Annotated in this window: 17 protein-coding genes; 4 read left to right on the top strand and 13 right to left on the bottom strand. The window is 61.8% G+C overall.

The genetic code is table 11. From position 1 onward, the window contains the following. Positions 1-25: 25 nt before the first annotated feature. From Q8K08_RS13245 to Q8K08_RS13195, 11 genes are all read right to left on the bottom strand, one after another. Positions 26-208 (bottom strand): hypothetical protein, encoded by a 183-nt coding sequence (locus Q8K08_RS13245; RefSeq protein WP_305250342.1) that lies wholly within the window; start codon positions 206-208, stop codon positions 26-28. 92 nt (positions 209-300) lie between these two features. Then, on the bottom strand, positions 301-1074 hold the full coding sequence (locus Q8K08_RS13240; protein WP_304801798.1) for an SDR family oxidoreductase: 774 nt from the start codon (positions 1072-1074) through the stop codon (positions 301-303). A 3-nt stretch (positions 1075-1077) separates the two neighbouring features. Then, positions 1078-1260 (bottom strand): hypothetical protein, encoded by a 183-nt coding sequence (locus Q8K08_RS13235; RefSeq protein ID WP_304801800.1) that lies wholly within the window; start codon positions 1258-1260, stop codon positions 1078-1080. Continuing rightward, a complete protein-coding gene (locus tag Q8K08_RS13230) occupies positions 1261-2055 on the bottom strand; it encodes a S49 family peptidase (RefSeq protein ID WP_304801802.1) in 795 nt (264 codons plus the stop codon). Positions 2056-2115: 60 nt separating this feature from the next. Further along, positions 2116-2325 (bottom strand): hypothetical protein, encoded by a 210-nt coding sequence (locus tag Q8K08_RS13225; RefSeq protein WP_304801805.1) that lies wholly within the window; start codon positions 2323-2325, stop codon positions 2116-2118. Positions 2326-2427: 102 nt separating this feature from the next. Next, complete coding sequence (locus Q8K08_RS13220; protein WP_305250340.1) at positions 2428-3057, bottom strand: 4'-phosphopantetheinyl transferase; 630 nt, start codon at positions 3055-3057, stop codon at positions 2428-2430. Beyond that, positions 3050-7558 (bottom strand): MupA/Atu3671 family FMN-dependent luciferase-like monooxygenase, encoded by a 4509-nt coding sequence (locus tag Q8K08_RS13215; RefSeq protein ID WP_305250339.1) that lies wholly within the window; start codon positions 7556-7558, stop codon positions 3050-3052. The genes Q8K08_RS13220 and Q8K08_RS13215 overlap by 8 nt, the downstream gene beginning before the upstream one ends. Before the next feature lie 27 nt (positions 7559-7585). Continuing rightward, positions 7586-8551, bottom strand: a complete 966-nt coding sequence (locus Q8K08_RS13210) for a glycosyltransferase (protein ID WP_305250338.1) — start codon at positions 8549-8551, stop codon at positions 7586-7588. A gap of 2 nt (positions 8552-8553) precedes the next feature. Next, positions 8554-14991, bottom strand: a complete 6438-nt coding sequence (locus Q8K08_RS13205; protein ID WP_305250337.1) for a type I polyketide synthase — start codon at positions 14989-14991, stop codon at positions 8554-8556. Positions 14992-15068: 77 nt separating this feature from the next. Beyond that, positions 15069-16361: a glycosyltransferase family 4 protein gene (locus tag Q8K08_RS13200; RefSeq protein WP_305250335.1), complete on the bottom strand. Its 1293-nt coding sequence runs from the start codon at positions 16359-16361 to the stop codon at positions 15069-15071. Further along, positions 16358-17764, bottom strand: a complete 1407-nt coding sequence (locus Q8K08_RS13195; protein WP_304801823.1) for a hypothetical protein — start codon at positions 17762-17764, stop codon at positions 16358-16360. Before Q8K08_RS13195 ends, Q8K08_RS13200 begins: the two co-directional genes overlap by 4 nt. 193 nt (positions 17765-17957) lie before the next feature. Between Q8K08_RS13195 and Q8K08_RS13190 the strand changes: the two genes are divergently transcribed. After that, positions 17958-18560, top strand: a complete 603-nt coding sequence (locus Q8K08_RS13190) for a hypothetical protein (RefSeq protein WP_305250333.1) — start codon at positions 17958-17960, stop codon at positions 18558-18560. A gap of 108 nt (positions 18561-18668) precedes the next feature. Beyond that, entirely contained in the window at positions 18669-19421 is a 753-nt protein-coding gene (locus tag Q8K08_RS13185) for a WecB/TagA/CpsF family glycosyltransferase (RefSeq protein ID WP_305250332.1), read from the top strand. Between the two features lie 2 nt (positions 19422-19423). Here the strand turns inward: Q8K08_RS13185 and Q8K08_RS13180 are convergent, their stop codons facing one another. Further along, positions 19424-20374, bottom strand: coding sequence for a glycosyltransferase family 2 protein (locus tag Q8K08_RS13180; RefSeq protein WP_304801833.1), 951 nt, complete (start codon positions 20372-20374; stop codon positions 19424-19426). Between the two features lie 343 nt (positions 20375-20717). Between Q8K08_RS13180 and Q8K08_RS13175 the strand changes: the two genes are divergently transcribed. Beyond that, positions 20718-21590: a CpsD/CapB family tyrosine-protein kinase gene (locus Q8K08_RS13175; protein WP_305250330.1), complete on the top strand. Its 873-nt coding sequence runs from the start codon at positions 20718-20720 to the stop codon at positions 21588-21590. Positions 21591-21593: 3 nt separating this feature from the next. Continuing rightward, a complete protein-coding gene (locus Q8K08_RS13170) occupies positions 21594-22931 on the top strand; it encodes a Wzz/FepE/Etk N-terminal domain-containing protein (protein WP_305250328.1) in 1338 nt (445 codons plus the stop codon). An 85-nt stretch (positions 22932-23016) separates the two neighbouring features. Here Q8K08_RS13170 and Q8K08_RS13165 read toward each other — a convergent pair whose 3' ends face one another. Further along, the gene (locus tag Q8K08_RS13165) at positions 23017-23724 is read right to left on the bottom strand and encodes a sugar transferase (RefSeq protein ID WP_305250327.1); all 708 of its coding nucleotides are present in this window, start codon (positions 23722-23724) and stop codon (positions 23017-23019) included. Between the last annotated feature and the right edge of the window lie 476 nt (positions 23725-24200).

Here is a 24200-nt window from a genome sequence, read left to right as displayed (position 1 = left end):
CCCATCCAGAGTCATCGATTCTGCCTTATCGCTGCAATGATATCGCGCGCGGGGCAAGGGGGAAGAAGTCCACCGTTTCTGTGGATAAACCTGCGGAAAAAGTTTCACGATTGGCAGATTTCCCTTGTTTTTGGCCCAGTTCGTTAACATGCTCATTTTTTAGGCAAAATAATAACATGCTGATACTAAAGAAAATAATTTTATCCACCAAGTAAAAACTTGCAAAATCAGAGGCTTGTGTAACGTGTATGTGAAGGTCGTGCGAAAAGTGGACAACTTTGCAGCCCGCCCTTCGCAGAATCACTCAACCCCCAGCACATCCGTGGTTTTCCACGCCAGATGCTGCCCGCCATCCACTGCAATCAATTGCCCTGTGACCGACGGCGAATCGAGAAAAAACCCCAGCGCAGCAGTGATATCAGACGTGTTTGCGCCGCGCCCAAGCACCGTCGCGGCGCGCTGTGTCGCAAACTGCTCTGGCGACTGTCGCTCCCCCTGCAAAGTTGGCCCCGGCCCGATCCCGTTCACCCGGATATCAGGGGCAAGCCCCTGTGCCGCCGTCCGCGTAAGGGCCCATAGGCCCATCTTGGCAATGGTATAACTGGCAAACTCTGGCGTCAGTTTACGCACCCTTTGGTCGATCATGTTGACCACCAGACCTTGTGCCACAGGTTCACCGTTTTCATCGACCAAGGCCCTTGGGCATTGCGCCGCGAACCCCTGCATCAACACAAACGGCGCGCGCAGGTTGCTTTCCATCGCCCGGTCCCAACTGGCCCGCGTGCCGGTCTGCACTGTATCATGTTCAAAGATCGACGCGTTGTTGACCAGCACCGTCAACGGACCCAAGGCCGCCGCAGCTCGTGACACCAGCGTTTCGACCTGTACCTCGTCCAGCAGGTCGGCCTGCACCGCCACGGCGCGCGCTCCCAGCGCGGCGATCTCAGCCACCACAGCTTCGGCCTCAACGCGCGAGGAGGCGTAATGCACCACCACATCATGCCCGCGCCGCGCAAGATAAAGTGCCATAGCGCGGCCAAGCCGCTTGCCCGCACCCGTCACCAATGCCGCCATGCCTTAGCCCTTTTTTCCGCAGTCGCAGCTTTTGCCGATCACGTAGCGCCCGCAGGTGCGACAAACAGGCCCGCGGCCCAGCGCCTTGTTTTTCATCCGGTCAATCGCCGACGGAAAGACCAGCTTGCCGATCATGCCAACCAGCACCATGGCCAGCAGAAAGATTATGATGATCTTGAACAACATCTACAGCCCGTAACGTGCCCACAGGGCGCGTTCCTCTACCGATCCCATGACCGTGCCGGCCATCTCCAGCCCAAAGCGCTGCAACAGGCCCCGGCGCTGACCGTAAGGCACAAGCCGCACTTTATCACCGTAAAGCTCTTTCATCTTTGGCACCAGATGCGCCACGCCATCGGACAGACCCAGATCTACGCTGGCCTGCCCTACCCAGATATCAGCGTTGAACAAGTCAGCATCGGGCTTCAGCCGCTCCGCGCGTCGCGCTTTCACATGAGCGATAAAGGTATCATGCAGGGGCGCCAGCATGGCATGGATCCGCGCGACATCCTCGGGGCGCTCGGGTTTGAACGGGTCAGCAAAGGATTTCGATTTGCCGGCCGTATGCACACGACGTTCAACCCCGTTTTTCTGCAGCAAGTCATGAAAGCCAAAGCTGGCGTAGATCACCCCGATGGACCCGACCAGAGACGATGGATCAACCCAGATCTGATCCGCCGCCACTGCCAGCCAATACCCACCAGAGGCTGCGATATCTTCGATAAAGCAGTGCACAGGCACCTTTTTCTCATCCGCCAGTCGCCTGATGCGCGCAGCGATCAGCGACGACTGCACAGGCGATCCACCGGGCGAATTGATGACCAATGCCACCGCTGCCGGCTTGCCGCGCGAAAAGGCCCGCTCGAACAGTGGCGCCAGAGCTTGATCAGAAAGACTACGACCTCCGGTGCCAATCGCGCCTTGCAGACGGATAACGGGAACCACGGGCACTTTGGGCAAAAAGGGGATGAGGTGCTTCATGGCCCAGAGGTAAGTCGGTCCATGCCCTCGAACAAGGGTAAAGCGGCTTATGGCCGCGAATTACCCCTGCCGGGCGCGGGTGTAGTCCACCGGTTTGTCACGTGCCAACTGGATGTAGGCGAAAACCCCGGTCAGAAACCCAAGCGCCGCCAGCAGGCTGGCCACCAGAATTTGGTTCTGGTCCTGAATATCGGCGGACAGGGCCAGATAGCCAAAGGCCCAGAACCCGGACCAGCTGATCACGCAGACCAATGCGACAAGCTTGTTCATAGCATACCCCCAAACACCGCTTGTCCGCCTCAAGACAAAGCTGTCTGAAGTCATAGCGTATTGCGGATACCTGTCGCGACAATTCGTCTCTGCATTGCGGCATTACACATGGGCCAGCGTCAGCACATGTCCCCCGACACGCGCCGTCCGCCCCGCAATCCGGTCACCCGACGCAAATGGCGGCACCGCCTGCATAAAGATCGCCGTGAACAGAGTGTCTTGCAGGTCCACCCGCATCACATCAAAATCGAACAGGCTGCGGCTGACCGGATATTGCGCCTTAAAGGCAGCCTCCTTGGCACTAAACACCCGTTTGGCAAGCGCGCCCGTCATCTGGCCCCGTTCCTCCGGGCGCAGGATCGTGTCCCACAGCGCGGAGTCCAACGGGCCGTCTTCTTCCAGATCAATGCCAATGCCTCGGAACTGGCCAGCAAGCATCGCGACGGCGAGACAGTGCCGCCCGGAATGCGTGATCGACCCGATTATGCCAGCAGGCCAGACCGGGGTCCGGTCAGCCGCTTTCGGTAGCGCCACCGAACCGGCTCCGATTGCCGCCAATGCCATGCGCGCCGCAGTTCGGCCTGCAGCAAACTCTCGCAGCCGGGCAGGCACCGCCCCCGGCAGGCTTTCGCCCGGCATCAAGGGATGATCCAGCGCCGCATCTGCCCAGCCCAGCCCGGCACCCTCGGGCACCATCTGGCGCAAGGCCGCCAGAAGTGCTGCCTCAGGCATCTACACCGGTCCGCCCGGCCCGCATCGCGCGCCTGCGCGCCATGGCGTCAGTGCGCGCATCGGCCTGCACAGCCAGCCCGGCAGGCTTTGCCGCAGCCGCCATCACAGGCTTTGGTCCGTCATCCAAATGCGCCGCCAACGCCTGCAATGTGGGAAAGCGGAAGATATCTGTGATCGACAGCTTTGCCGCCCCCAGCGCATCGCGGATTTCACGATGCGCCTGCACGGCCAACAAGGAATGCCCGCCCAGCGCAAAGAAATTGTCCTTTGCCCCCACTTTGGGCACGCCCAGCACCCGCGCCCAGATCGCGGCAATCTGCGATTCCACATCCGAGTCGGGTGCCACAAAGGCCGCCGCTTCGGCCAGACGCGCGCTCGGCGCGGGCAGCGCCTTGCGGTCCACCTTCCGGTTCGGGGTCAGGGGAAAGCTTTGCAGCGTCACGAAATGCGCGGGCATCATGTGCTCAGGCAAGGCTGTCGCCAGTTCAGCCCGCAACCCCGCCTCATGGGCCGTGCCGGTGACATAGGCCACCAGCCGCAGGTCGCCGGGCGTATCCTCGCGCGCCACCACCACGGCCTGAGACACCCCCAGCTGCGCCTCCAGCACCGATTCAATCTCGCCAAGCTCGATCCGGTAACCGCGCAGTTTCACCTGATGATCAGTGCGGCCAAGGAAGTCGATCTTGCCATCCCCCCGCCTGCGCACCAGATCGCCGGTACGATACATCCGGGCGCCCCAAGGGCAAGCGCGCTCCGCCGTCACGAAACGATCGGCCACAAACCGTTCCGCCGTCAAGTCATCGCGCTGCCAATAGCCGCGCGTGACGCCATCGCCGCCAATCCACAGCTCGCCCGCCGTGCCCACCGGAACCGGGGTCAGCGCATCGTCCAGCACATACATCTGCTGGTTCGCCAGCGGCGTGCCGATGTTCGACACGCCTTCCACTGCGCCCACTTCCTCAACCGACGACCAGATCGTTGTCTCGGTCGGGCCATACATGTTCAGGATGCGCGCCCCGGAAGCCTTGCGCAAATCCTGCACCAAGGCCCCCGGCAATGCTTCACCACCCACCATAACGGTCTTAACGCCCGCCAGTGCCACGCGCGAGTCGTCGTTCATCGCAATCATCCGCGCCATCGACGGTGTGCATTGAAGATGCGTGACCTTGTGCCGGATCAACTGCGCGGCGATCGAATAATCATCCGCCTCGACGCCCCCCCCGGCATTGGCCCGCCGCACCACCTCGGCCAGAGGATAAAGCGCCTCCATTACCTGTTCGGGCGCGATGCCATAGTCGATCAGGCAGGCCACTTCGCCCACGCCAATACGCTTGAGCTGCTCTACCCGTGCCAGCGCGTCATCGACGGTGCCAAACAAGCCCGAATCCTCAAAATACCGCTGGAAGGCGAAATCAAGAATGGCATCGTTTTCCTCTGCACTCAGCGTGCGCAGGTCGATGTCCATCGGGTTGGTCACGCCCTGCGGTTTCTTGAACGCCGGAAAGGCCCAGGCGTATTGCTTGACCAGCCCCACAGCCGCCGCCAGATAGGCTTTCATCGGCCCCTCAGCCACCCGCCGAACCTGATCACGGTCCCGGCCGACAAAGGTGTGCAGCATCAAGGTCACTGTCCCGGCTTCGGGGTCATGCCCTGCCTTGGCGCGCGCTTCACGGTAGATTTTGATCTTTCCGGCTACCTCATCGACCGACTGGCCCAGCAGGTGGGTCAGCACATTGGCCCCCATCTCGCCCGCTTCGCGCCACGTCTCGGGGTTACCCGCCGTTGTAACCCACATGGGCAGCTCTGCAGATACTGGGCGCGGTTGCGTCACGACCGTGAACATCGACCCGTCCGCCTTGGCAAAATCAACGCCCTCACCGCGCCACAGGCGGCGGACCTGATCGGCTGCCTCATACATCGCTGCCTTGTTCTTTGGCGGGGTGTTTTCAGGCCGCAGCACGAAGTCATCTGGCTGCCAGCCGCTGGCAATCGCAATCCCCGCCCGCCCGTTGGTCAGGTTGTCGATCACCGCCCATTCTTCGGCAATCCGCGCCGGATGGTGCAGCGGCACCACACAAGACCCGGCCCGCACACCGATATTCTTCGTGATCGCAGCCACCGCAGCGCCCGTCACCGACGGGTTTGGATATGGCCCGCCAAAAGCATGGAAATGCCGCTCGGGCGTCCAGACCGCAACAAAGCCGTGGGTGTCGGCAAACTTGGCACCTTCCAGCAAAAGCTCATACTTCTTTGGCCCTGCGCCGTCATCGTTGCCCCAGTAATATATGGAAAAATCCATCTTTTGTGCCGATGTGATCCGCCCAGACGACACCAAGGCCCGGTTCTCATCGGATGAGATCACCACCTTGAATCCGCGCGCCAGCGTCCAGAACAGTTCCAGCACCGAGATATCAAACGACAGCGATGTCACAGCCAGCCAAACGCCAGCCTCTGGGCCGATCCGGTCGTCCATCCCAGTAAAGAAGTTCACCACGTTGCGGTGTTCCACCATCACGCCTTTGGGGCGCCCGGTCGAGCCAGAGGTATAGATCATATAGGCCAGATCGCCCGGCCCGACACCAGAGTCGGGGTTAGCGTCAGACGCTGACGGAACCCGTCCGTCGGTATCAAGGCACAATGCGACCGCGCGCCCCGGCAAGCCGCCCACCAGATCGCTGGTTGTCACGATCACCGGACAGCCGGAATCCTCAATATACAGCGCCGTCCGGTCTGCCGGATAGGCCGGGTCCATTGGCACATAGGCACCTCCGGCCTTTTGAATGGCCAAGGCTCCGACCAGCATATCCACAGAGCGGCGGATGTGCAGACCGACCAGAACCCCCGGTCCGACGCCCATGCCGCGCAGCACATGCGCAACCCGGTTCGCCCGCGCGTTCAGCGCAGTATAGGTCAGTGCTACCGACTCAAAACTGATCGCGGGCGCATCCGGCGAGCGCGATACCTGTGCCTCGAACGCCTGATGCACACAGTATGATGCGCGTGCGGCCAGCGTCTGGTTTACGTCATGCAAGACAGCATGACGTTCGCGCGGCGACAGCATCGGCAGCGCGGACACCGGCATGTCATCTTCCGCTGCCGCAGCCACAAACGCCAGACGCTCGGCCAGCGCCCGCGCCTCGGGTTCAGAGATGCGCGACAGGTCGGCCAGCAGGGCGCCATCCGTCAGCGTGATCACCGAGCCCGGCACCGGCGCGCCGTGCAGGGACACGCCGACCTGTGGCATGGCCAGATCGGCCAGCCCCACGTCGCGCGTCATCAGGTCCAACGCAAAGCCAGGGCCGCGTTCCGCCCGCAGCACGGCCTTGGCCGCAGCCACCGTGCCATCTGTTGCAACCTGCACCGGCACCCAGCCGCTGCTATACCCCGGCAGCCCCGGCGCGAGCGACAACGCCAGATCAGGGTTGTCTTGCCCCGATACCCGCGCACAAGCCACGGCCAGCGACGCCGCATCACCCGCGAAGTCAATCCGCAGCCAGCCCTGACCGGAGCCTGTCCCGGTTACCGTAGCCGGAGCCATCGCGGCCAGCCGCTTGCGCACCCTGGCTTCGAACGGCACCAAAGCCGCAAGGGCTGCCGTCAATGCCTCTGCATCCGCCAGCGCCGACACATCACGCACCGTGGACGGGCATACGGCCAGACCGCGCGCCTGACAGGTCAGCCGGTGCAACCGCACAGCATCCGACCCGCACGCCACAACCACACCATCAGCCGAAGACGACAGCACGGTGCCCGGCACGCCCGCGCCCGCAACCACATCCGCCGCTCCCACATTCAGCACCCCAAACGACCCGGCGATCTTTGCCGTGGTCAGAGGGTTCCAATAGCGGCCATGGTCCAACGCGCGCACCATCTGCGCCACCGCGCCTGCTGGTACAGCAAAATCCAGCCGCCCGAACGCAGCAGGGCGATCGGCCCGCGCATAGACGCTGCGCTGGCTGAATTCTTGCGGCACCGGGCGCAGTCCGACTTCAAGCTGCGCCATCAGCGCCGGAAAACTGTCTACCCCTGCCTCAAAGCAGCGGGTGTTCAGCGACAGCGCGGTTTCCCCTGGGGCAATGTCGAACAGCCGCTGCTCCAGAATGTCGCCCTCATCAACGCCATCCGTCATCAGATGCCATGTGATCCCGTGCTGCGCTTCGGCTGCCAGCAACGCCCAGACCGGAGCGTTCAGACCTGCATAACGCGGCAACGGCCCATCGTGAAAGTTCACCGCCCCGCGTGTCGCCATCGCGCGCACGCCCGCTGGCACCAGCGACAGGTTGGCGACCGACAAAAGCCAGTCACAGGCCACACCTGCCAGCCGCAGTTCCAGCCCCGTGCCCGGTGTCTCTACGCGCAACCCCTGCGCCACGGCCCAGGCCCGCACATCGGCGTGGCGTGTCACCACCGCCGCCAGCCGATGCCCCCGCGCCAACCACGCCGCACCGCAAGCCTGTGTCAGGCTTTCATTGCCGATCAGAAGTGCGCTTAACACGGTCATGACTCTCTCCTTGCCGCAGATGCGACCTTACTTTTCCGCAACAGGCCGAAACCCGGAAGCCACCCAGCGCACGGCATGGGCAGACATGTCGTAAAGATAATATGCCGGATCGATAAAATCCTTGCGCTGAATCAAGGCCCTGGCTCGCCAGATCAAGCCGCCTGCCACATGCGCCAACGTGGCCACCACCGCATAGGCCCTGCCATGCGACTTGGTGTAATAATACAAACGCGATTCAAGCCAGAACTGCGGAATCCGCGCCCATGTCTTCATGCCCGTGGACACGGAGCCGATATGCGCGACCCGGCTTTCGACCACATAATCGGTGGGAAACCCGGCCCGCGCCGCGCGCAGGCAAAGCTCTGTCTCCTCGAAATACAAAAAGAACATCTCGTCGAACAGGCCGATGCGGTCCAGCACGGATTGCCGCATCATCAGACTGGCCCCGGCCAGCCAGTCCACCCGGCCTGTCACCACCGGCAAAGGCGGGGCCACTATCGACCCGCGCAGCATCCGCGAGATCGGGCCAAGCCGCGCCGCCTGTTCGAATTCGCCGCCAATGGAGGGAAAGCGAAAGGCGGTGTGATGAGGCAGGCCGTCTTCGCCGTGAATACGGCTGCCCGCAAAGCCCGTTTGCGGATGCGACTCCAGATGCATCAGCAGTGCCTTGATTGCGTCTGGTGCGGGGAACGCGTCGGAATTGAGCAGGTAGATGTAGTCGGGGGTTTCACCTGCGGGCAAACCCGCGCGGATGCCAAAGTTATTGCCAGCCCCAAAGCCGCCGTTGCGCCCTGATTGCAGCACGCGCACCCGACGCCATCCCCGCGCAGCAACTTCGGCGCTCAGCCTTTCAAAACTGCCATCGCCCGAGTCGTTGTCCACGATGGTCAATCCACCGTCGATGCCGTCCATCGCCACAAGGGCTGCTTCGGTTGCGCGCAGGGTCATTTCGGCGGTGCGCCAGTTCAGGATGACAGTCAGAACACTTGCCATGGCTATTCTGCCGCCGTTGCCAGCCGGGTCACGGGTTCCGGCCCCTCGACCGACTCGATCACCACGCGCATCCGTGCCGACAGCACGCGCACGTTGGGTTCCAGCACCATGCTGTCATGATCGCCCGGCACCTCGATCACCTCTAGCCCCGGCGCAAAGCGTGTCAGGTCATTGTCATGCAGCACAAATTCGCGCGCCGCACTTACCCAGCGCCCACCCGTCACCTGCCAGTGCTTGTCCAGCGGCGGGCGGAACAGCACCGTCGCGCCGTTGCGCGGCGTCATGTCATACAGGGGCAGCGCCGCCCGGAAGGCTGACTCAATGGCAGCATTGTGGAACTCGGCCTCGCCCTGATCGGATACATCCGCCTGCGCGCGCTTCCACGCCTGTTTTTCGCGCCACCAGCGCGCAAAGAACGCTGGCCCCTCGGCCCGCAGTTCGGCCAGCCGGATCATCAGTTTATCCGCCTTTGACAGCGCGGGCCGCAACGGCACCGGAGTGTCCAGCAGCACCACCAGCGGCACGGCTTCGCCCACAGCCTCTAGCTGACGCGCGATTTCCCATGCGATCAGCCCGCCACCCGAAAAGCCGCCCAGCAGATACGGGCCGACCGGCTGCACCTGCCGCATTTCCGCAATGTAGTCGCGCGCAGCCGTCACAAAATCGGTGTGCGGCACCGCATCGCCATAAAGCCCCCGCGCCTGAAGCCCGTAAAACGGCCGGTCTCCGCCCAAAAGCTGCGCCAGATGCCGCAGGTTCAGCACATTGCCGAACATGCCCGCCACAAGGAAGAACGGCGTGCGCGCGCCGCCTTCGCCCCGGTGCATCGGCACAATATGGGTAAACCGCCGCGTCGGGGCCTTCGCCGCTTCGGGTTTGGGTTCGGCACTGTCCTGCGGGCCGATCTGATCGTCTATCAGTGCGGCGCAGGCGGCAATTGTGGGCGCCTCAAACAGCACCGAGATCGGGAAATCAATGCGGTAGGCCTTTTTGACCATCGCAAACAGCCGCACCGCTATCAGACTGTGACCGCCAAGGTCAAAGAAGCTGTCGTCCACCCCGACCTTGGCCACGCCCAGCAGGTCTTGCCAAAAACCGACCAGCGTCCGCTCTATATCATTGCGTGGTTCGGTATAATCGCTGTCCAGATCGGGACGCTCAAAACTGGTGCCTTCGGCCCGTGTCTCCTCGACTGCTACCGCCCCGCGGATCAGTGCGGGCAGGTCCAGTGACGAGACGATGATCTGACTGCGACCCAGAGCGACGGCCCGACCAAAGGCGTCTGCGCCTTCTTCGGGGCGAATGCCTTGCGAAAATGCGTGCAGCAGGCGTTCTTCGGCGGGCGATATCGCCTTTGACTGCGGCGCGTCATATTCCAACCCGCGCGGATCGGGTGGGGCCAGCTTTAACCCACCCTCCAGGCGATGAATGGTGAAGCCGTTGATTTCAATACAGACTTCTCCATCTGGTGTGGCAAGTGTCACATCAAATGCCGCCGTACCACGCGCTGCCGAATTGGCCCCCGAATTGCGCACGTGGCTGACAATCTGTGCGGGCAGAGGGCGATAGACACGCACCCCGGCATAAGACACCGGTACCCACAGGTGATCGGGCCGATAGCCATCAATCAGCCCCATCGCCCAGCCTGTCGCAAGATCGAGCAGCGCGGGGTGAAGCTTCCAGCCCTGATCCGTTTCTGGCTGGAACGCGCCCGGAAGCGCCAGATGCGCCAGACCTTCGCCCGCGCCAATGGTCCGGGACGACAGCACGCGCCAGCGTGGGCCAAAGTTCAGATGTGCCTCTTGTGGGCTGACCAGCCCTGCGCCGAGCTCTGGCGCGGGCAAGCGCGCTGCAATTGCAGTGACATCAATCCGGGGGGCCACGCCCGCCAAAGGCATCAACCGGGCAGACGCATGTTGAAGCCAGCCCATGCGCCCTTTGACCTGTTGGCCCGAGTGCAGATCAAAGCCATATCCTTCGTCTGAACGGACCAGCCGCGCCCGCACCTCACGCGCGTCGCCGGGCACGTCCAAAGCGCGGAAGAATGTCAGATCGCGGATCTCGAACGCATCGCCTTCGCCTTGGGCGGCCCATGCCTCGGCCATGATTTCCAGATAGCCGGTGCCGGGGATAAGCGCCGTGCCGTCCTTGGTGCGGTGGCCATCCAGCACCCAACGGTCAGGGCCATAGCTGGCCCAGAACACCCGGTTGCCGTGACGGTCAAAGCCTTGCTCGTCCAGCATCGGCGCTGTGATCGGAATGCGCGGAGCCTCGGGGCGCCCTGTGCGGTCGGCCAGCGCCTCGGCGGCCATGCCCACACCCTGCCAGATGCCCCAGTTCAGCGCGACAACTCTGGTTTTTCCACCAGCGCGCGCCTTTGCATAGGCATTAAGGTATTCATTGGCCGCAACATAGTCGATCTGTCCCGCAGGCCCGGTGATGGTCGACGTCGAGGAAAACAGCACCATCAGCGCCAGAGACCCATCCGCAAACAGCCGTTCCAGCACCTGCGTGCCGTGCAGTTTGGGCGCAAAGACCTCTTCGACCTCGGCAGGGGATTTGGTCATCAGTGGCCCGTCATCAACCACGCCAGCCGCATGAATGACCGCATGAACCGGGCCAAAGCGCGCTTCGCCCGCCGCCTTTGCCGTCTGCATGTCATCCAGATTGGCCACATCTGCACGGGCCACCAGAACCTCACCACCCAAGCCCTCTAGCCGTTGCAGTGCCAGAATGCGCCGTGCCACCGGATCATCGGGGCCTGCTTTGGCAAGGGCGGCAGGCCAAAGCCCACGCTCTGGCAGGGCGCGCCGCGCAATCAGGGTTATCTTCGCACCAAAGCGACGGATCAGGCTTTCGGCCACCGTAAGCCCGATTCCTCCAAAGCCCCCGGTGATCAGGACATGGGCCCCTTTGGGCAAATCAAAGCCACCATCCGGCAGGGGCACAGCCCGGACCCCGGATTCATAGCGCCGCCCACCCCGCCATGCGGAAATCGTGGGCACGTCGGACAACACCTCTTCCAGCACCGCGCCAATGGCATCGCCGGGACCAATATCGAGCAACCCCACCTGCACGCCCGGAACTTCGCGGGGGATCACCCGTGCCGGGCCAAGAACCATCGCCTTTTCAGGATAAGCCAACGGCTCACCCCGGACCTGCGCTGCGCCAGAGGTGAGCGCTGTCACACGAATCGGGCGCGGCAGATTTTCTTCGGCAAGGGCCTGAGCCAGAAACAGCAGGGAATAGAAGCCCTGTTCAATATTGCGGTGCAGAAAGCTGGAACCGGGGCGGAAGCTTTCTTTGTCCGTCACCAGCCAGCCATGCACGATGCGTGAAGGGGCCAGCCCACGCGACACCAGATCGCGGATCAGGCTGTCGTAACCCTCGCGGCCGCGCTCTGGCGACAGGCGGTAATCGCCCCGGCTGTCACGGGAAAAGGCATCACCAGACCGCACCCGCACCACCCGGTGCCCTGCTGCAGCCAGACGGTCTGCGACCGTGGCACAAAGCCCGGTATCATCAAGAAAAAACAGCCACGTCTCGGGCGGGGCGTCGGCCAGATCATCCAGATCGAAGCCCGCCGCAACTGGCCGCCAATGCGCGGCCCAGCCCCAGCCGGACACATCATTGATGCGGGCGGGCAAGGCCGCTGCCTCTACCGTCTGGCCGACGGCGGGGGCAATGAAATAGGGCTTTTTTTGAAAGGCATAGGTTGGCAGCGGCACACGCTGGCGCGGCCCTTCGCCCCAGATCTGATCCCAGTCCACCGCAACACCGCAGGCCCAGAGCCGCGCCAGCGTGACCATGTGCCATGCGTCATCCGCCATAAGCTGGTCGGGGTGGCGCAAGGCCGGGATGACCTGACCCGAGGCCACGCCATTGGCCTGCGCCAGCGACGAGAGCGCCCGGCCCGGCCCCATCTCAATATAGACGCGGCCCGGCTCTGCCATCAGCGTGGCCATGCAAGCGCGGAAATTCACCGTGCCGCGCAGGTGCCGCACCCAATAGTCGGGGTCGGTGGCCTGTGCTGTCGTCAGAGCCACCCCGGTTTGGTTCGAGATGATCGGCAGGCGCGGCGGGTGCAGGGGAATTGAGCGCAGATAATCGCCAAAGCGCGCAAGGATCGGCTGGAGCATTGCGGAATGGGCGGCAATGTCGATGGCGATGCGCTGAGTCTCGACGCCTGTTGCGGCGAGCCTTCCGGCAAGGGCTGTGAGGGTGTGATCGGGGCCGGAGACGACGCAGAGATCGGGCGCATTGACCGAAGCGATGTCGAGCTGATGTGTCGAACCGGGGGCCAACCCCGTCGTCAGTGGTTTCTGGACCAATGGCGCGGCACTGTCGCCCCCCGGAGTGTTTTCGCCAAGGTAAAAGCCAAGATCGACAAGGGCTTTGCGCAGGTCGGGCTCGGAGAAGGGGACCGAAAGCATACCGCCCGGTGCGATGGTGTCGAACAGGGTGCCGCGCAGGTGGACAAGACCGATGCAGTCTTCAAAGCTCATCACGCCGGCGAGGGCGGCGGCGGTGTTTTCGCCCATTGAATGACCAACGAGGGCAGTCGGGGTGACGCCCCATGACTCAAAGAGTTTGGCCAGTGCATATTCAGTGATCATGATAAGCGGCAGTTGCACCGAAGGCTTTTTCAGCGCCTCGGACGCTGCCGCCCCGGTGCCTTTTTCGGGCAACCAGAGGGCACGTATGTCGTAATCGAGTTTGGGTTCCAGCACGGCAAGGCCGCGATCCATCCAGTCGGCAAAGACGGGTTCAGTTTCGTACAGGTCGCGCGCCATCCCCGCATATTGCGCGCCACCGCCGGGGAACATGAAGACGACCTCGGGGTCATCACCCAGCCAGTCATGCGTAAAGACACGGCGGGGATCGGCGCTGTCAAGGATGGCTGCGGCCTCGGCATGGGTGGCAGCCACCAGCACGCGGCGTTTGTCGAAGGCGCGGCGGCCGTCTTTCAGGGTATAGGCCACATCGGCCAGAGGTTGATCGGGGTTGGCACGCAGATGGGAGGCAAGGCGCGTGCTGGCCGCATCGAGCGCCGTCTTTGAGCGGGCCGACAGGACCAGAGGCTGAAACGGCCAGTCGCTGAGGGCAGAAGGTGCGCGGTCGGGGGCTTGCTGAAGCACGGCATGGGCATTGGTGCCGCCGACGCCCAGCGAGTTCACACCGGCGCGCAGCACTGGCGCATTCCAGGCGGTCAGCCGGTCATTGACGCGGAAGGGCGAGGTTTCAAAGTCGATGGCGGGGTTCGGAGACTCGTAGCCAAGGCTGGGCGGCAGTTCGCGGTGATGCAGTGCCAGTGCCACCTTGATCAGGCTGGCGACCCCGGCGGCGGTGTCCAGATGGCCGATGTTGGTTTTGACCGAGCCGATACGGCATGACCCGACCGCATCGGTAGTTTCGCGAAAGGCGGCGGTGAGCGCGGCGACCTCTATCGGGTCGCCCAGATAGGTGCCGGTGCCGTGGCATTCGATATAGCTGACGCTGTCGGCCGATACCCCGGCCATGGCCTGCGCTTCGGCAATGCAGCGGGCCTGACCATCGACCGATGGTGCAAGATAGCCAGCCTTGGCAGCGCCGTCATTGTTGACAGCAGACCCTTTGATGATTGCCCAGATATGATCGCCATCGCGCACCGCATCGACCGCGCGACGCAGCACCACGCAGCCCGCGCCCGAGCCAAAGACCGTGCCTTGGGCGCGGTGATCAAAGGCGTGGCAATGGCCATCGGGCGACAGGATTTCGCCCTCGGTATAGAGATAGCCGCGCGCGTGAGGCAATTCGATGGTGACGCCGCCCGCCAAGGCCATGTCACATTCGCCGTTCAACAGCGCCTGCGTGGCGTAATGCACCGCCACGAGACTGGTGGAACAGGCGGTCTGCACATTGATGCTTGGCCCCTTCAGATCAAGGATATGGCTGACGCGGGTGGCCAGAAAATCCTTGTCGTTCCCGGTGTGGCGCAACAGGAACATGCCGGTCTGATCGACCAGATCGCGGTGGGAACACAGGTTGAAATAGAAATACGACCCCATCCCGCAACCAGCCCAGACGCCGATCTGGCCGGGGAATTTCTCGGGCGGATGGCCAGCGTTTTCAAGCGCCTCCCAAGCGACTTCAAGGAAATGGCGGTGCTGCGGGTCGAGGATCGCGGCCTCTTTCGGGGAAAAACCGAAGAAATCGGCGTCGAACCCTTCGAAGCCGTCCAGCACAGCGGCGGCGGGCACATAGTTTGATTTTGCGATCCGCGCAGGCGATTCACCTGCCGCAAGCAAGGCAGACTCGTCCAGCACCCGGATAGACTCGATCCCGTCACGCAGATTTTGCCAGTAGGCTCCGATATCGGCCGCCCCCGGAACATGCGCCGCCATGCCGACAATCGCGATGTCGGTTTCGGACAGGTTATTAGGCGACAGGGAATCGGACATGGGGGTAACACTCGGCAAGCGCATTCGACCCCTCAACTATCTAGCAAACCTGACCAAATTAAGGAACCTGCCCTGACTTATTCTTGCCCAAATAGGTTTGGCTTGGGTGAATCCGGGTCCAGAACCCAGTGATAGACGCGCAAAATCTGCGCGGCTTTGCGGTTCCATGTGAAAAGTTCATCGACGCGCGCGCGGGCCAGCGCGCCCTTGGCGGCCACATCTTGCGGATGATCCACGCAATGCGCCAACCGCGCGGCCAGCCCCGCAATGACAGCGTTTCGCCCGGTGATGGGCACCTTCCAGCCGGTATCTTCAGTCACCAACTCTGCCGGACCTGCGTAATCGACCACGATCGGCGCAAGGCCAAGGGCCATCGCCTCCAGCACGACACCACCGCCAAATTCACGGATTGACGGGAAAGCCAGCACCTGACAGCGCGCGGCGATATCCTGCACCTGTGCGTGGTCTTTCCAGCCATGGAACACAACCGCATCGCCAAACGGGGCAGCCTGCGCGCGCAGCGGTTCCATCATGTCACCGTCACCGATGATGTCGAGCACCAGACGCCCGTTGCGCAGCAAAGGCGCTGCCGCTGCGATCAACATGTCAACGCCCTTGAGCGGCACCAGTCGCCCGATGAAACAAGCGCGCATCGGCCCGTGCCCGCCGTGCACGGCGGTTGCATTGAACCGCGCCGGATCAATCGCGTTTTCCGGCAGGTAGATCACCCGGTCCTGATGCGCTGCCGGAATGTCGCGCATGGTCTGACGTGACCCGCACAGAATGGCATCGGCCCGCAGCGTGCCTTGCCGCCCCGGAAGTGCGCGGTAAAGGCCCCGCACCTTGGACAACCATTCGCGTTCACGCCTCATCTCGGCCTCGAAGCCCTTTGGCCAAGGCACGCCACCATTGATCGGCCCCAGCACAAAGGGCACGCCTGCACGCCTGCACTTGGTCGCAATCGGGCTTTGTTGCACGGGCGACAACGGCGTGACCCGGTGCACCAGATCATAGTGCCCTGCACGGATATTCGCGCCAAAGCGTTGCCAGACCAGCCGTTCAAAATACGGGTAACTGATCGTCGCTACTGCCTGCTGAATTGTCCAGCCGCCGCGCCCGCCTGACAAAAAGTTGCCCAGCTTCCACAAGGGACGCGCGAGTGCCTCGGAATCGATTGCGGTAAAGTCTGCGCCCTCGACCATGCCCGCGCGCAGGAATGCATCACGGTTGCGCACCTGTGTCACGACATGCACATCCGCAACCTTGGCCAAGGCGCGCACCAAAGACCAGCCGACCAACGGCACAGAGACCCATTCCGGGTTTGCCGCTTCGGCAATCAACAGGACACGCGGGCGGAAGTTCGGGGTCACAAAATGGTCCTTTGCGACCTGAGAGGCACAGGCGGCGCGGCGTCTGGCGCTTTGCGTTTGGCGCGCAGCATCTCGGCATGGCCCAGAACGGCGCCTGCCATCAGCCAGGTAAAGGCGACGATGGTATCATTGGGCAACAGATCAAACAGGTTGGCTGCCAAAATCAGAACTACCCCCGCCGCGTAGGGGGAAATCGCATCTGAAGACTGCCGCCACGCTTCACGCGCCATCAGAGCAACGGGCAACGACAACAGCCCGAACATCCCGATATAGCCAAACCAGCCGAACATGCCCAAAACAATGATCCAGCCACCATCGGCAATCACGTTGATCTGGCCCGTCACCGGATCGTGCAGCATGCCCCGCCCATAGTTCCCCCAGCCAAACCAAGGCCGTTCTTCGGCGCGCACCAGCAACAGTTCTTCGCTTCGGATACGGAAGGCCAAGGACCGACCACGGTCTTCGTTCAGGCTCATCGCAAAGTTCAGGATGTCATCAACCGGCACCAGATGCAGCCCGCGCAGCAGCGGATAGGCAATCACCACGGCTACCATCGCCGCCGCAAACAACACCTGCCAACGCCGCGATACCAACAGGATCAGAGCCACCAGCAAGGCCGCGTAAATCAAAGGCCCGGTGCTGCGGCAAAGCAGCAAAACGATAAACAGGTAGCCCGCCACCACAAACTGCCTTGGCCGCGACATCGCAGGGCCGACCCGCATGATCACCACCGATGCCACAAAGGTCATCATGCCAAAGAACGCAACCCACAGCCCGTGGGGCATGAACACAAACGGCCGGAAAGATCCGTAGCGCATCGCCTGGCTGAAATCATGCTGGAAGTATCCGTAAAACATCAGATTCAACTGAGGAGACATGCGCGACTCCCACAGCATTGGCAATGAATAGACCAGACCTGCGGCCATCAGCGCCACGATGATCGCCCGCATTGCGTCTTCGGTTGCCAGAAGCTTGCGGGCCAGAAGAAACGGCAACAAGGCGATGACCTGATTGGTGACCACAGCGACGGAATCGTAAATCCGCATCGCGGGCAGCATTGATGCCTGAAACCAGATTTGGTCGCCATTGGTCAGAACGGTCGCAAACGGGCTGAGGATGAACACGACGATCAGCGTCCGCCCAAGCGTCGATTGCGGCAAAAACTCTACCCGCTGTTTGAGCAAGAAGACAACCGCCGCCGTCGCCGAGAGATTTGCCACCACATATTTGTTGAACCCCGGCACCATCGGTATGTCGATGGCAATGACCGGGGGCAGCAGCATGTAGGCGCCCAACACCGTCCAGATCAACGCGCGTGCCGGATCCAGCTTCGTGAACAGGATCCACGAAACAAAGGGCCACAAGACCAGCATTGTATAGGCAAGCGAATTGGCAATGGGCATGGCGTCTGGGTGTCTGCTCTCCGGGGGTTGGCGATAGCATGGATCGTCCGGCTTGTCTTGACGCGTTAAAACGGCACAACCGCGCCTTGAATGCGGCAGACAGACGGCACGGCCCCCCCGTGGCATTGGATTGCATCATGGGCTATAGGGCTAAGTCTTGCGGCACGCTGCGCTGCGGAAAGGCCAGAAAACCATGCTTTGGGATATCAGAACGCGGATGAAGCCCGCGCTTGCGGTCATCGACATGATCCCGAACATCCACCGCACTCCGGCTTTGGCCACCTTGCGCCGCGCGGTGCTGGAAGGGCGACCGGCGACGATGCGGCTTTCCGACGAAGACCGTGAGCTTGCGTTTCACGATGCCCATGTGCAGCTGACATCCCCCATCGGCGCGCGGGTGCTGAAGATGTTGCATGATGCTGGCCAGCTGAAGCTGAAAAAGCCGCCTGCAAAATCAATGCCCGTGCTGGAGGCCTATATCGCAACCGAGGCGGCTTTCCGGGCCGATGTGGCGCGTATTCTGGCGGCAGACGACGCAAAGCGCCTGCGTCTGGCAGACATCATCGCCAACCCCGCCTGTGCCCGGCCCGACGAACTTAGCCCCTATCTGATCGATAAGGTGATTTCGGCGCACCTTGGCCACGCGGCCACCGGCAGTATCAGTATCGCCGGGCTGACATGCCACCGCAGCCAGAGCCTTGGTGATCAGGTAAACAGCGAACGCTACCGCGACGAGGGCCGGCTTTACTGCTGGTGGACCGACGAGACCGGCCTGCGGCAAGGTGAAGAAGACTGACCAAACCATTGCCGCACTGAGCCAGCACACCGGGCGCGGCGTCGATCCCCCTGCCCTTTGCCAGTTGGCCGTGCTAAAAGGCCGCGGTCCATAGTTCGCAGGCCCGCCGTGCAGTTTCGTTATCCAGATCAGACGATTACAGTGAACATGCCCGACCAGCCCAGCCTGCTGGTCGAAATCCGGGCGCGGTTCCGTAAGGGGCAGGGCTTTGCTCTGGCCACGATCAACCTTGATCACCTTGTCAAACTTCGCGCCTCGGCCAGCTACCGGGCAACCTATGCGGCGCAGGATCTGATCGTGGCAGACGGCAACCCGATTGTCTGGCTGTCCCGGATCGCCCGTCGTCCGGTTGCGCTGGTTCCCGGATCAGATCTGCTGCGCCCGCTGTTGCAGCTTGCCGCCGATGAGGCGATGCCGGTCGCCTTCTACGGCTCTGAGCCAGATGTGCTGGCAAAAGCAGCGCAGCAATTGCAGGCCGAGATCCCGACCCTGCGTGTGGTCTGGACCGGCGCGCCAGAAATGGGGTTTGATCCCACGGGCACAGAGGCGCAAACCGCGTTGCAAGCGATGCAGGCGGCGGGCGCGCGGGTGTGTATCGTTTCGCTTTCCGCCCCCCGACAAGAGGCGTTTGCCGCCTTTGGTCAAATACTTACGCCCCAGATCGGCTTTTGCGGCTTTGGCGCGGGGCTGGACTTTGTGGCGGGCCAGCAGATCCGTGCGCCGGTCTGGATGCGCAAGCTGGCGTTGGAATGGCTGTGGCGCGCGCTTTCAGCCCCGCGCCGGTTGGTTCCGCGTTACGCAGCCTGCGCGGCCATCCTTCCGGGGCAGGTCGCGGCGGCGCTGAAACAACGGGTCGGCTGAGGCTACTTATACTCGATCAGTTTGCGTCTGCGACCAAACGCCTGGCCGAGGTAAAAGCCCAGAGCACCCGTCGCTTCGGCAAACCGACCCGCGACCGTCAGCAGCGCCCATGTCCAGCCACCGCGCCGGGAAAGCCGCAGCACTTGCGCCGGATAGGCCAAGGCAAGCGCCCATCCCGCCGGATGAAACAGCCCGGCGATGATCACGATCAATGGTCCGGCTACGCCCCATTTCAACGCCCGGCGGTTTTCGACGACCCAGTGACGCTCTGGTCCGGCGCCATGAAGTTCGGCCCCTTCGGCAAAGGCGTGGCCAGACCGGACCATTCGCTTCCACCATTGGCCAAAGCGCACCAATGCGGCGTCGTGAAGGGTCATTTCCGCATCGATCCGCCAGACCGTCCCACCGGCGCGGCGCAAGCGCAAGCACAGCTCGGGTTCTTCCCCGGCGATCAGATCATCCCGGTAACCACCAGCAGCCAGCACAGGGGCAAAGCGCATCAGCGCATCCCCGCCGCAGGCTTTGGCCTCACCGACAGGGGTGTTCCATTCACGGTCGGCCATCGCGTTATAGGCCGACGCTTCCGGGAAGCGTTCACGCCGCCGACCACAGACCACCACTGCCGTCGGATGAAGCGAAAACGCTTCAATCGCTGCAGGAAGCCATCCAGGGTCAAGCACGCAATCACCATCGACAAATTGCACAAATGTCGGCGGAGTCTCGGCCAGCGCCAGCAGTCCGGCATTGCGCGCGCGCGCCGCGGTGAAGGGGCGGTCCATGTCGAGGATAATGACTTTGGCCCCCAACCCCTGCGCAACCGCGACCGAGGCATCCGTGGATCCGCTGTCTACATAGACCACTCGCCGGACGCGTCCGCGCAACGCAGAAAGGCAGGCAACCAGACGGTCGCCTTCGTTTCTGCCAATCACAACTGCATCGACGATCAAGGTCATTTCCGCTGCTTCTGCCTCTCCCATTTCAACCCTAAAACCGAGAGGCGGCAAACGCTATGGCCGTCATCGGATAAAAGGGGCAAAGCCTTTCAATTCGGAAGATAATCTGCTAATCATGTCTCTTACTGGACGGGGGTCTGGCAAGTCTGAGGCGACGGCGACACGGTCAAAGTGCAGCAGGCCGCAATCAGATTGGTCAAAGGGTTTGGTTTGCGATTGTGCAGACCGGCGTATCGGCAAGCAGCCCCCGCGCTGCGCTTTTTCAGGAGCGTGCCAGGTGATGGCCCGAAGCAACAACTTGGCGATACCACCAGAAAACGCACTGGATATAGGGAATTTTCCGATGTCCGATGAGGACAATGCCGCATCGCAGCGTGAGCGGCCGATGTCTGTATCGGTGTTTCGCCCCGGCAAGAACGCCGAGCGCGGCCCGCAACAGTTTGATATTAACTTGAGTCGGAATATTTTTTCCGAGCCCTACCCACTGGCCCTGTTCAGCCCGGCACGCGTATGGGAATCGCTCAACGCGATCAGCCTTGATACCGACCACCTTGCTGGAAACGGTTTGTTTATCAATCCGGACCAAAGCCTTGCCGGCACTGCCTTTGACATTTTGCGCACCCGAATTTCGCAAGCCATGGTCGAGCGCGGCTGGCAGCGCATTGGCATCACCTCGCCCACCCATGGGTGCGGCAAGTCCTTCACGGCCGCCAATCTTGCAATGGCTCTTGCGCGCCGCCCCGGCAGCCGGACGGTGCTGCTAGACCTCGATTTGCGGCGGCCAAGTCTGCACACATTGTTTGGCGCTGCGCCCTTGGGGGCCTTGCGCGATTTTCTGGATGGCTCTCAGCCGCTCGAGTCGCTTTTCTCACGCGTTGGCAAAACCTTGGCCATCGGTTTCAATGGAGAGGCCGTGCCGGATGCAGGTGACGTTCTGCACAGCGCAGACGCGACACAAGCGCTGGAAGCAATGGAAACACAACTTGACCCCGATATTACAGTGATGGATCTGCCGCCTGCCCTTCTGAGTGACGATGTGCTGGCAATGCGGGACAAGGTGGACGCTGTGCTGGTGGTAGCCGATGGCAAGATCACAACAGCCAAGGACATCCGCGCCTGCGAGGCGCTGTTCGAACATCGCATTCCGCTTTTGGGGATTGTTCTGAACCGTGCGCAAGACCGGGGCCTTGGCCGCCTGCGCTATGGCAGGGACTGATCAATGGGTCCGATCCAAACAATCGAAGACCTGATTGGTCTGGTCCGGCGACGATACTGGATAATCCTTGCAGTGGCTTTGATCGGGACTATTTTTGCTGCCGTCTATGCCAAAACCCGCCCCAATGTATTTGAATCGGCAGCCGTATTGCAGGTGGAACTTCCAATGGTCACCGATGGCGGACAGGCCCCCGCTTTGCCGGTCAGCACCTTGCAGCTGCTGACCAGTATCGAACAGCGCCTGACCACACGCGAGAATATGATCACCCTGATCGAGCGTCATTCTCTTTTTGCCGACGCGCCCGGCATGTCGGTTGAGGATAAGGTGGACGCAATGCGTCGTTCCGTGAGTTTTCAGACGGTGACCGGGCCATCCGGTGCGCTTTCAGCATTGATCGTATCGGCACAGGCAGGTGATGCCGAAGATGCGGCACGCATTGCAAATGATCTGGCCCAGAGTGTGCTTGATCTGGGGTCTGAGGGCAAACGCGCGACTGCCGAAGCAAGCTTTGCCTTTTTCAAAGAACAGGAAAACCGTCTGTGGCAGCAGATGACCGAGCTGGAAGCTGAAGTTGCGACCTATCGCGATGCAAACCGCAGCGCCCTTCCGGGTGTGCGCGAAGCCCGGCAAGATGAAATAACGCAGCTTGAAACATCGCTTAGGGCGCTGGATCAAGAAACCACCGGGTTGCAAAGCGAAGATGCGCAGGTGCGGGCATTGCCAACCATGCGGGCAACAGATCGGCGGCGGCTGGAAGACATCGGCCAACGCCTGTCAGTGCTGGCGGCGCAACGGACGCCGCTTGCTGCGCGCAAGGCCGCACTTGAGGCAACACTTGGCGATACGGCCGAGGTAGAGCGCGCGCTTTCAGCCTATGAGCGGCAGTTGCGACAGTTGCAGGATCAATACACCGTTGTTTCTCAGCGCATGGCCGAGGCGGAAACGGCGCAAAGTCTGGCGTCGCGCCAGCAAACAGAACGCTTTGCCATGCTGGAGCGGGCGATCACACCCGATTATCCGGTGGGATCTGGCGGTAAGAAAATTGCAATCGCGGGGCTGATTGCCAGCACGGGAATGGGGTTTTTTCTGGCTTTCCTTCTGGACCTTATCAATCCGGTGATCCGCACAGCAGCCCAGATGGAACGCGAACTTAATATTCGGCCGATCGTGTCGATCCCCGAAGTGCCGCACAGCAATCGTAAGTCCTTTGGTAGCAAGACGATCAAATCTTTGATCGAAAGCGAGGCAGGGCGTTTGCCTGCCATGGTGGGTTTGCGCAGCTTGGTGATTTTAGGCGGAGCGGCTTTGATCCTTTTGATCGCGCTGGTGTCAATGCTCTGAGGCCGCGTGATGTGTCAAAAGGCCCGTCCCTTGTGGGGTGGGCCTTTTTGATTCACCCAAGGTGAAGGACAGCAGCCGGTGAAAATCAGCAGCCGGTGCCGTTCATGACGACGTTGACCGTGCGCCACAGAATCCGAAGATCGGTCGCAAATGCCAAGCCTTCTTCATAAACCGTGTCATACTCGGCACGCGCCCGAAATGTCGTGCGGTTGCGGCCTGCGGTTTGCCAATACCCGGTAATACCGGGGCGCAACGCATAATAGGCCGTCCCGGGGTATAGCGACCGCTGGTCAACCATCATCGGTCGTGGGCCGACAAGGCTCATGCTGCCTGTCAGAACGTTCCACAGTTGTGGCAACTCGTCCAGCGATGACCGGCGCAAAAACAGACCGAAGCGGGTGATCCGCGGATCGTTGCGCAGCTTTTGGGTCGTGTCCCATTCATGCCGCGCCGCCGGATCACGCTTGAGCAGCTCCTCCATCTGAGCATCTGCATCACGCACCATAGAACGCAGCTTCCACATGCGGAAAACTTCGCCGCCCTTGCCTATGCGCAACTGGCTGTAAAACGGCTTGCCACCATCCAGAGCGACGCCAAGCGCAAGGCTTGCCACAACGGGAACCACCACAGGCGCAGCAAGAACGATTGCCGCGACATCCAAGACCCGCTTGAAAACACTTCTGTAAAGCCCAAACGGTCGCGCTTGGGAAAGCAAAGGCAGACCAGTAAAGTCTGGCGGAGATTTGACAGGCTCTGACGTGCGTGCCGGAAACTCAGGAAAAGTGAAGGACATCAACAAGCCCTCCCAGAACCCTGTATCCCAAATCGCAACAATAGAACCTTGACGCCCCCCTGCCCAACCATGATGCCGGTTGCCCGGAGCAGCCCAATCGACAGAAATTCAAACAACATCTTCAGCACTCGGATAAAGCGCCCCCACTTTGTATTTTAATGGGTGTTGGTTGTGTTTGACGACTGTCTTTCGAGGCAGCGCGCCACTTTCAGACCACAATTCTGCAGCAATGTTGCCATGTCTTTGTCAGCCCGGCGCCCAATTCTACCCATGCGTGTATTCAGGGGCGTTTGGCACCGATAAGCATCGCAACACCAAGACGAATGATTCGATCCGGTGGCGCGATCTGGACACGTCGCATCCATGTTGAATCGCTAAAGAAACCAAAGCTTTGACGCGCAAATCCCCAAAAATTATCGAAAAAATGGAAACAATAGGGCGGTCAGTCACCCGCCTCATAGGTTGGACGCAATGCG

The organism is Pseudotabrizicola sp. (assembly GCF_030684215.1).
Classification (GTDB): domain Bacteria; phylum Pseudomonadota; class Alphaproteobacteria; order Rhodobacterales; family Rhodobacteraceae; genus Pseudotabrizicola.
Note: the sequence above shows the minus strand (reverse complement) of the source record. Positions and strands in the feature narration are given on the sequence as shown.

What these genes read in the sequence shown, in the direction of transcription:
- Q8K08_RS13240 (WP_304801798.1), bottom strand. Translation starts at nt 1,074, where the DNA reads ATGGCGGCATTGGTGACGGGTGCGGGCAAGCGGCTTGGCCGCGCTATG.
- Q8K08_RS13235 (WP_304801800.1), bottom strand. Translation starts at nt 1,260, where the DNA reads ATGTTGTTCAAGATCATCATAATCTTTCTGCTGGCCATGGTGCTGGTT.
- Q8K08_RS13230 (WP_304801802.1), bottom strand. Translation starts at nt 2,055, where the DNA reads ATGAAGCACCTCATCCCCTTTTTGCCCAAAGTGCCCGTGGTTCCCGTT.
- Q8K08_RS13225 (WP_304801805.1), bottom strand. Translation starts at nt 2,325, where the DNA reads ATGAACAAGCTTGTCGCATTGGTCTGCGTGATCAGCTGGTCCGGGTTC.
- Q8K08_RS13220 (WP_305250340.1), bottom strand. Translation starts at nt 3,057, where the DNA reads ATGCCTGAGGCAGCACTTCTGGCGGCCTTGCGCCAGATGGTGCCCGAG.
- Q8K08_RS13215 (WP_305250339.1), bottom strand. Translation starts at nt 7,558, where the DNA reads ATGACCGTGTTAAGCGCACTTCTGATCGGCAATGAAAGCCTGACACAG.
- Q8K08_RS13210 (WP_305250338.1), bottom strand. Translation starts at nt 8,551, where the DNA reads ATGGCAAGTGTTCTGACTGTCATCCTGAACTGGCGCACCGCCGAAATG.
- Q8K08_RS13205 (WP_305250337.1), bottom strand. Translation starts at nt 14,991, where the DNA reads ATGTCCGATTCCCTGTCGCCTAATAACCTGTCCGAAACCGACATCGCG.
- Q8K08_RS13195 (WP_304801823.1), bottom strand. Translation starts at nt 17,764, where the DNA reads ATGCCCATTGCCAATTCGCTTGCCTATACAATGCTGGTCTTGTGGCCC.
- Q8K08_RS13190 (WP_305250333.1), top strand. Translation starts at nt 17,958, where the DNA reads ATGCTTTGGGATATCAGAACGCGGATGAAGCCCGCGCTTGCGGTCATC.
- Q8K08_RS13180 (WP_304801833.1), bottom strand. Translation starts at nt 20,374, where the DNA reads ATGACCTTGATCGTCGATGCAGTTGTGATTGGCAGAAACGAAGGCGAC.
- Q8K08_RS13175 (WP_305250330.1), top strand. Translation starts at nt 20,718, where the DNA reads ATGTCCGATGAGGACAATGCCGCATCGCAGCGTGAGCGGCCGATGTCT.
- Q8K08_RS13170 (WP_305250328.1), top strand. Translation starts at nt 21,594, where the DNA reads ATGGGTCCGATCCAAACAATCGAAGACCTGATTGGTCTGGTCCGGCGA.
- Q8K08_RS13165 (WP_305250327.1), bottom strand. Translation starts at nt 23,724, where the DNA reads ATGTCCTTCACTTTTCCTGAGTTTCCGGCACGCACGTCAGAGCCTGTC.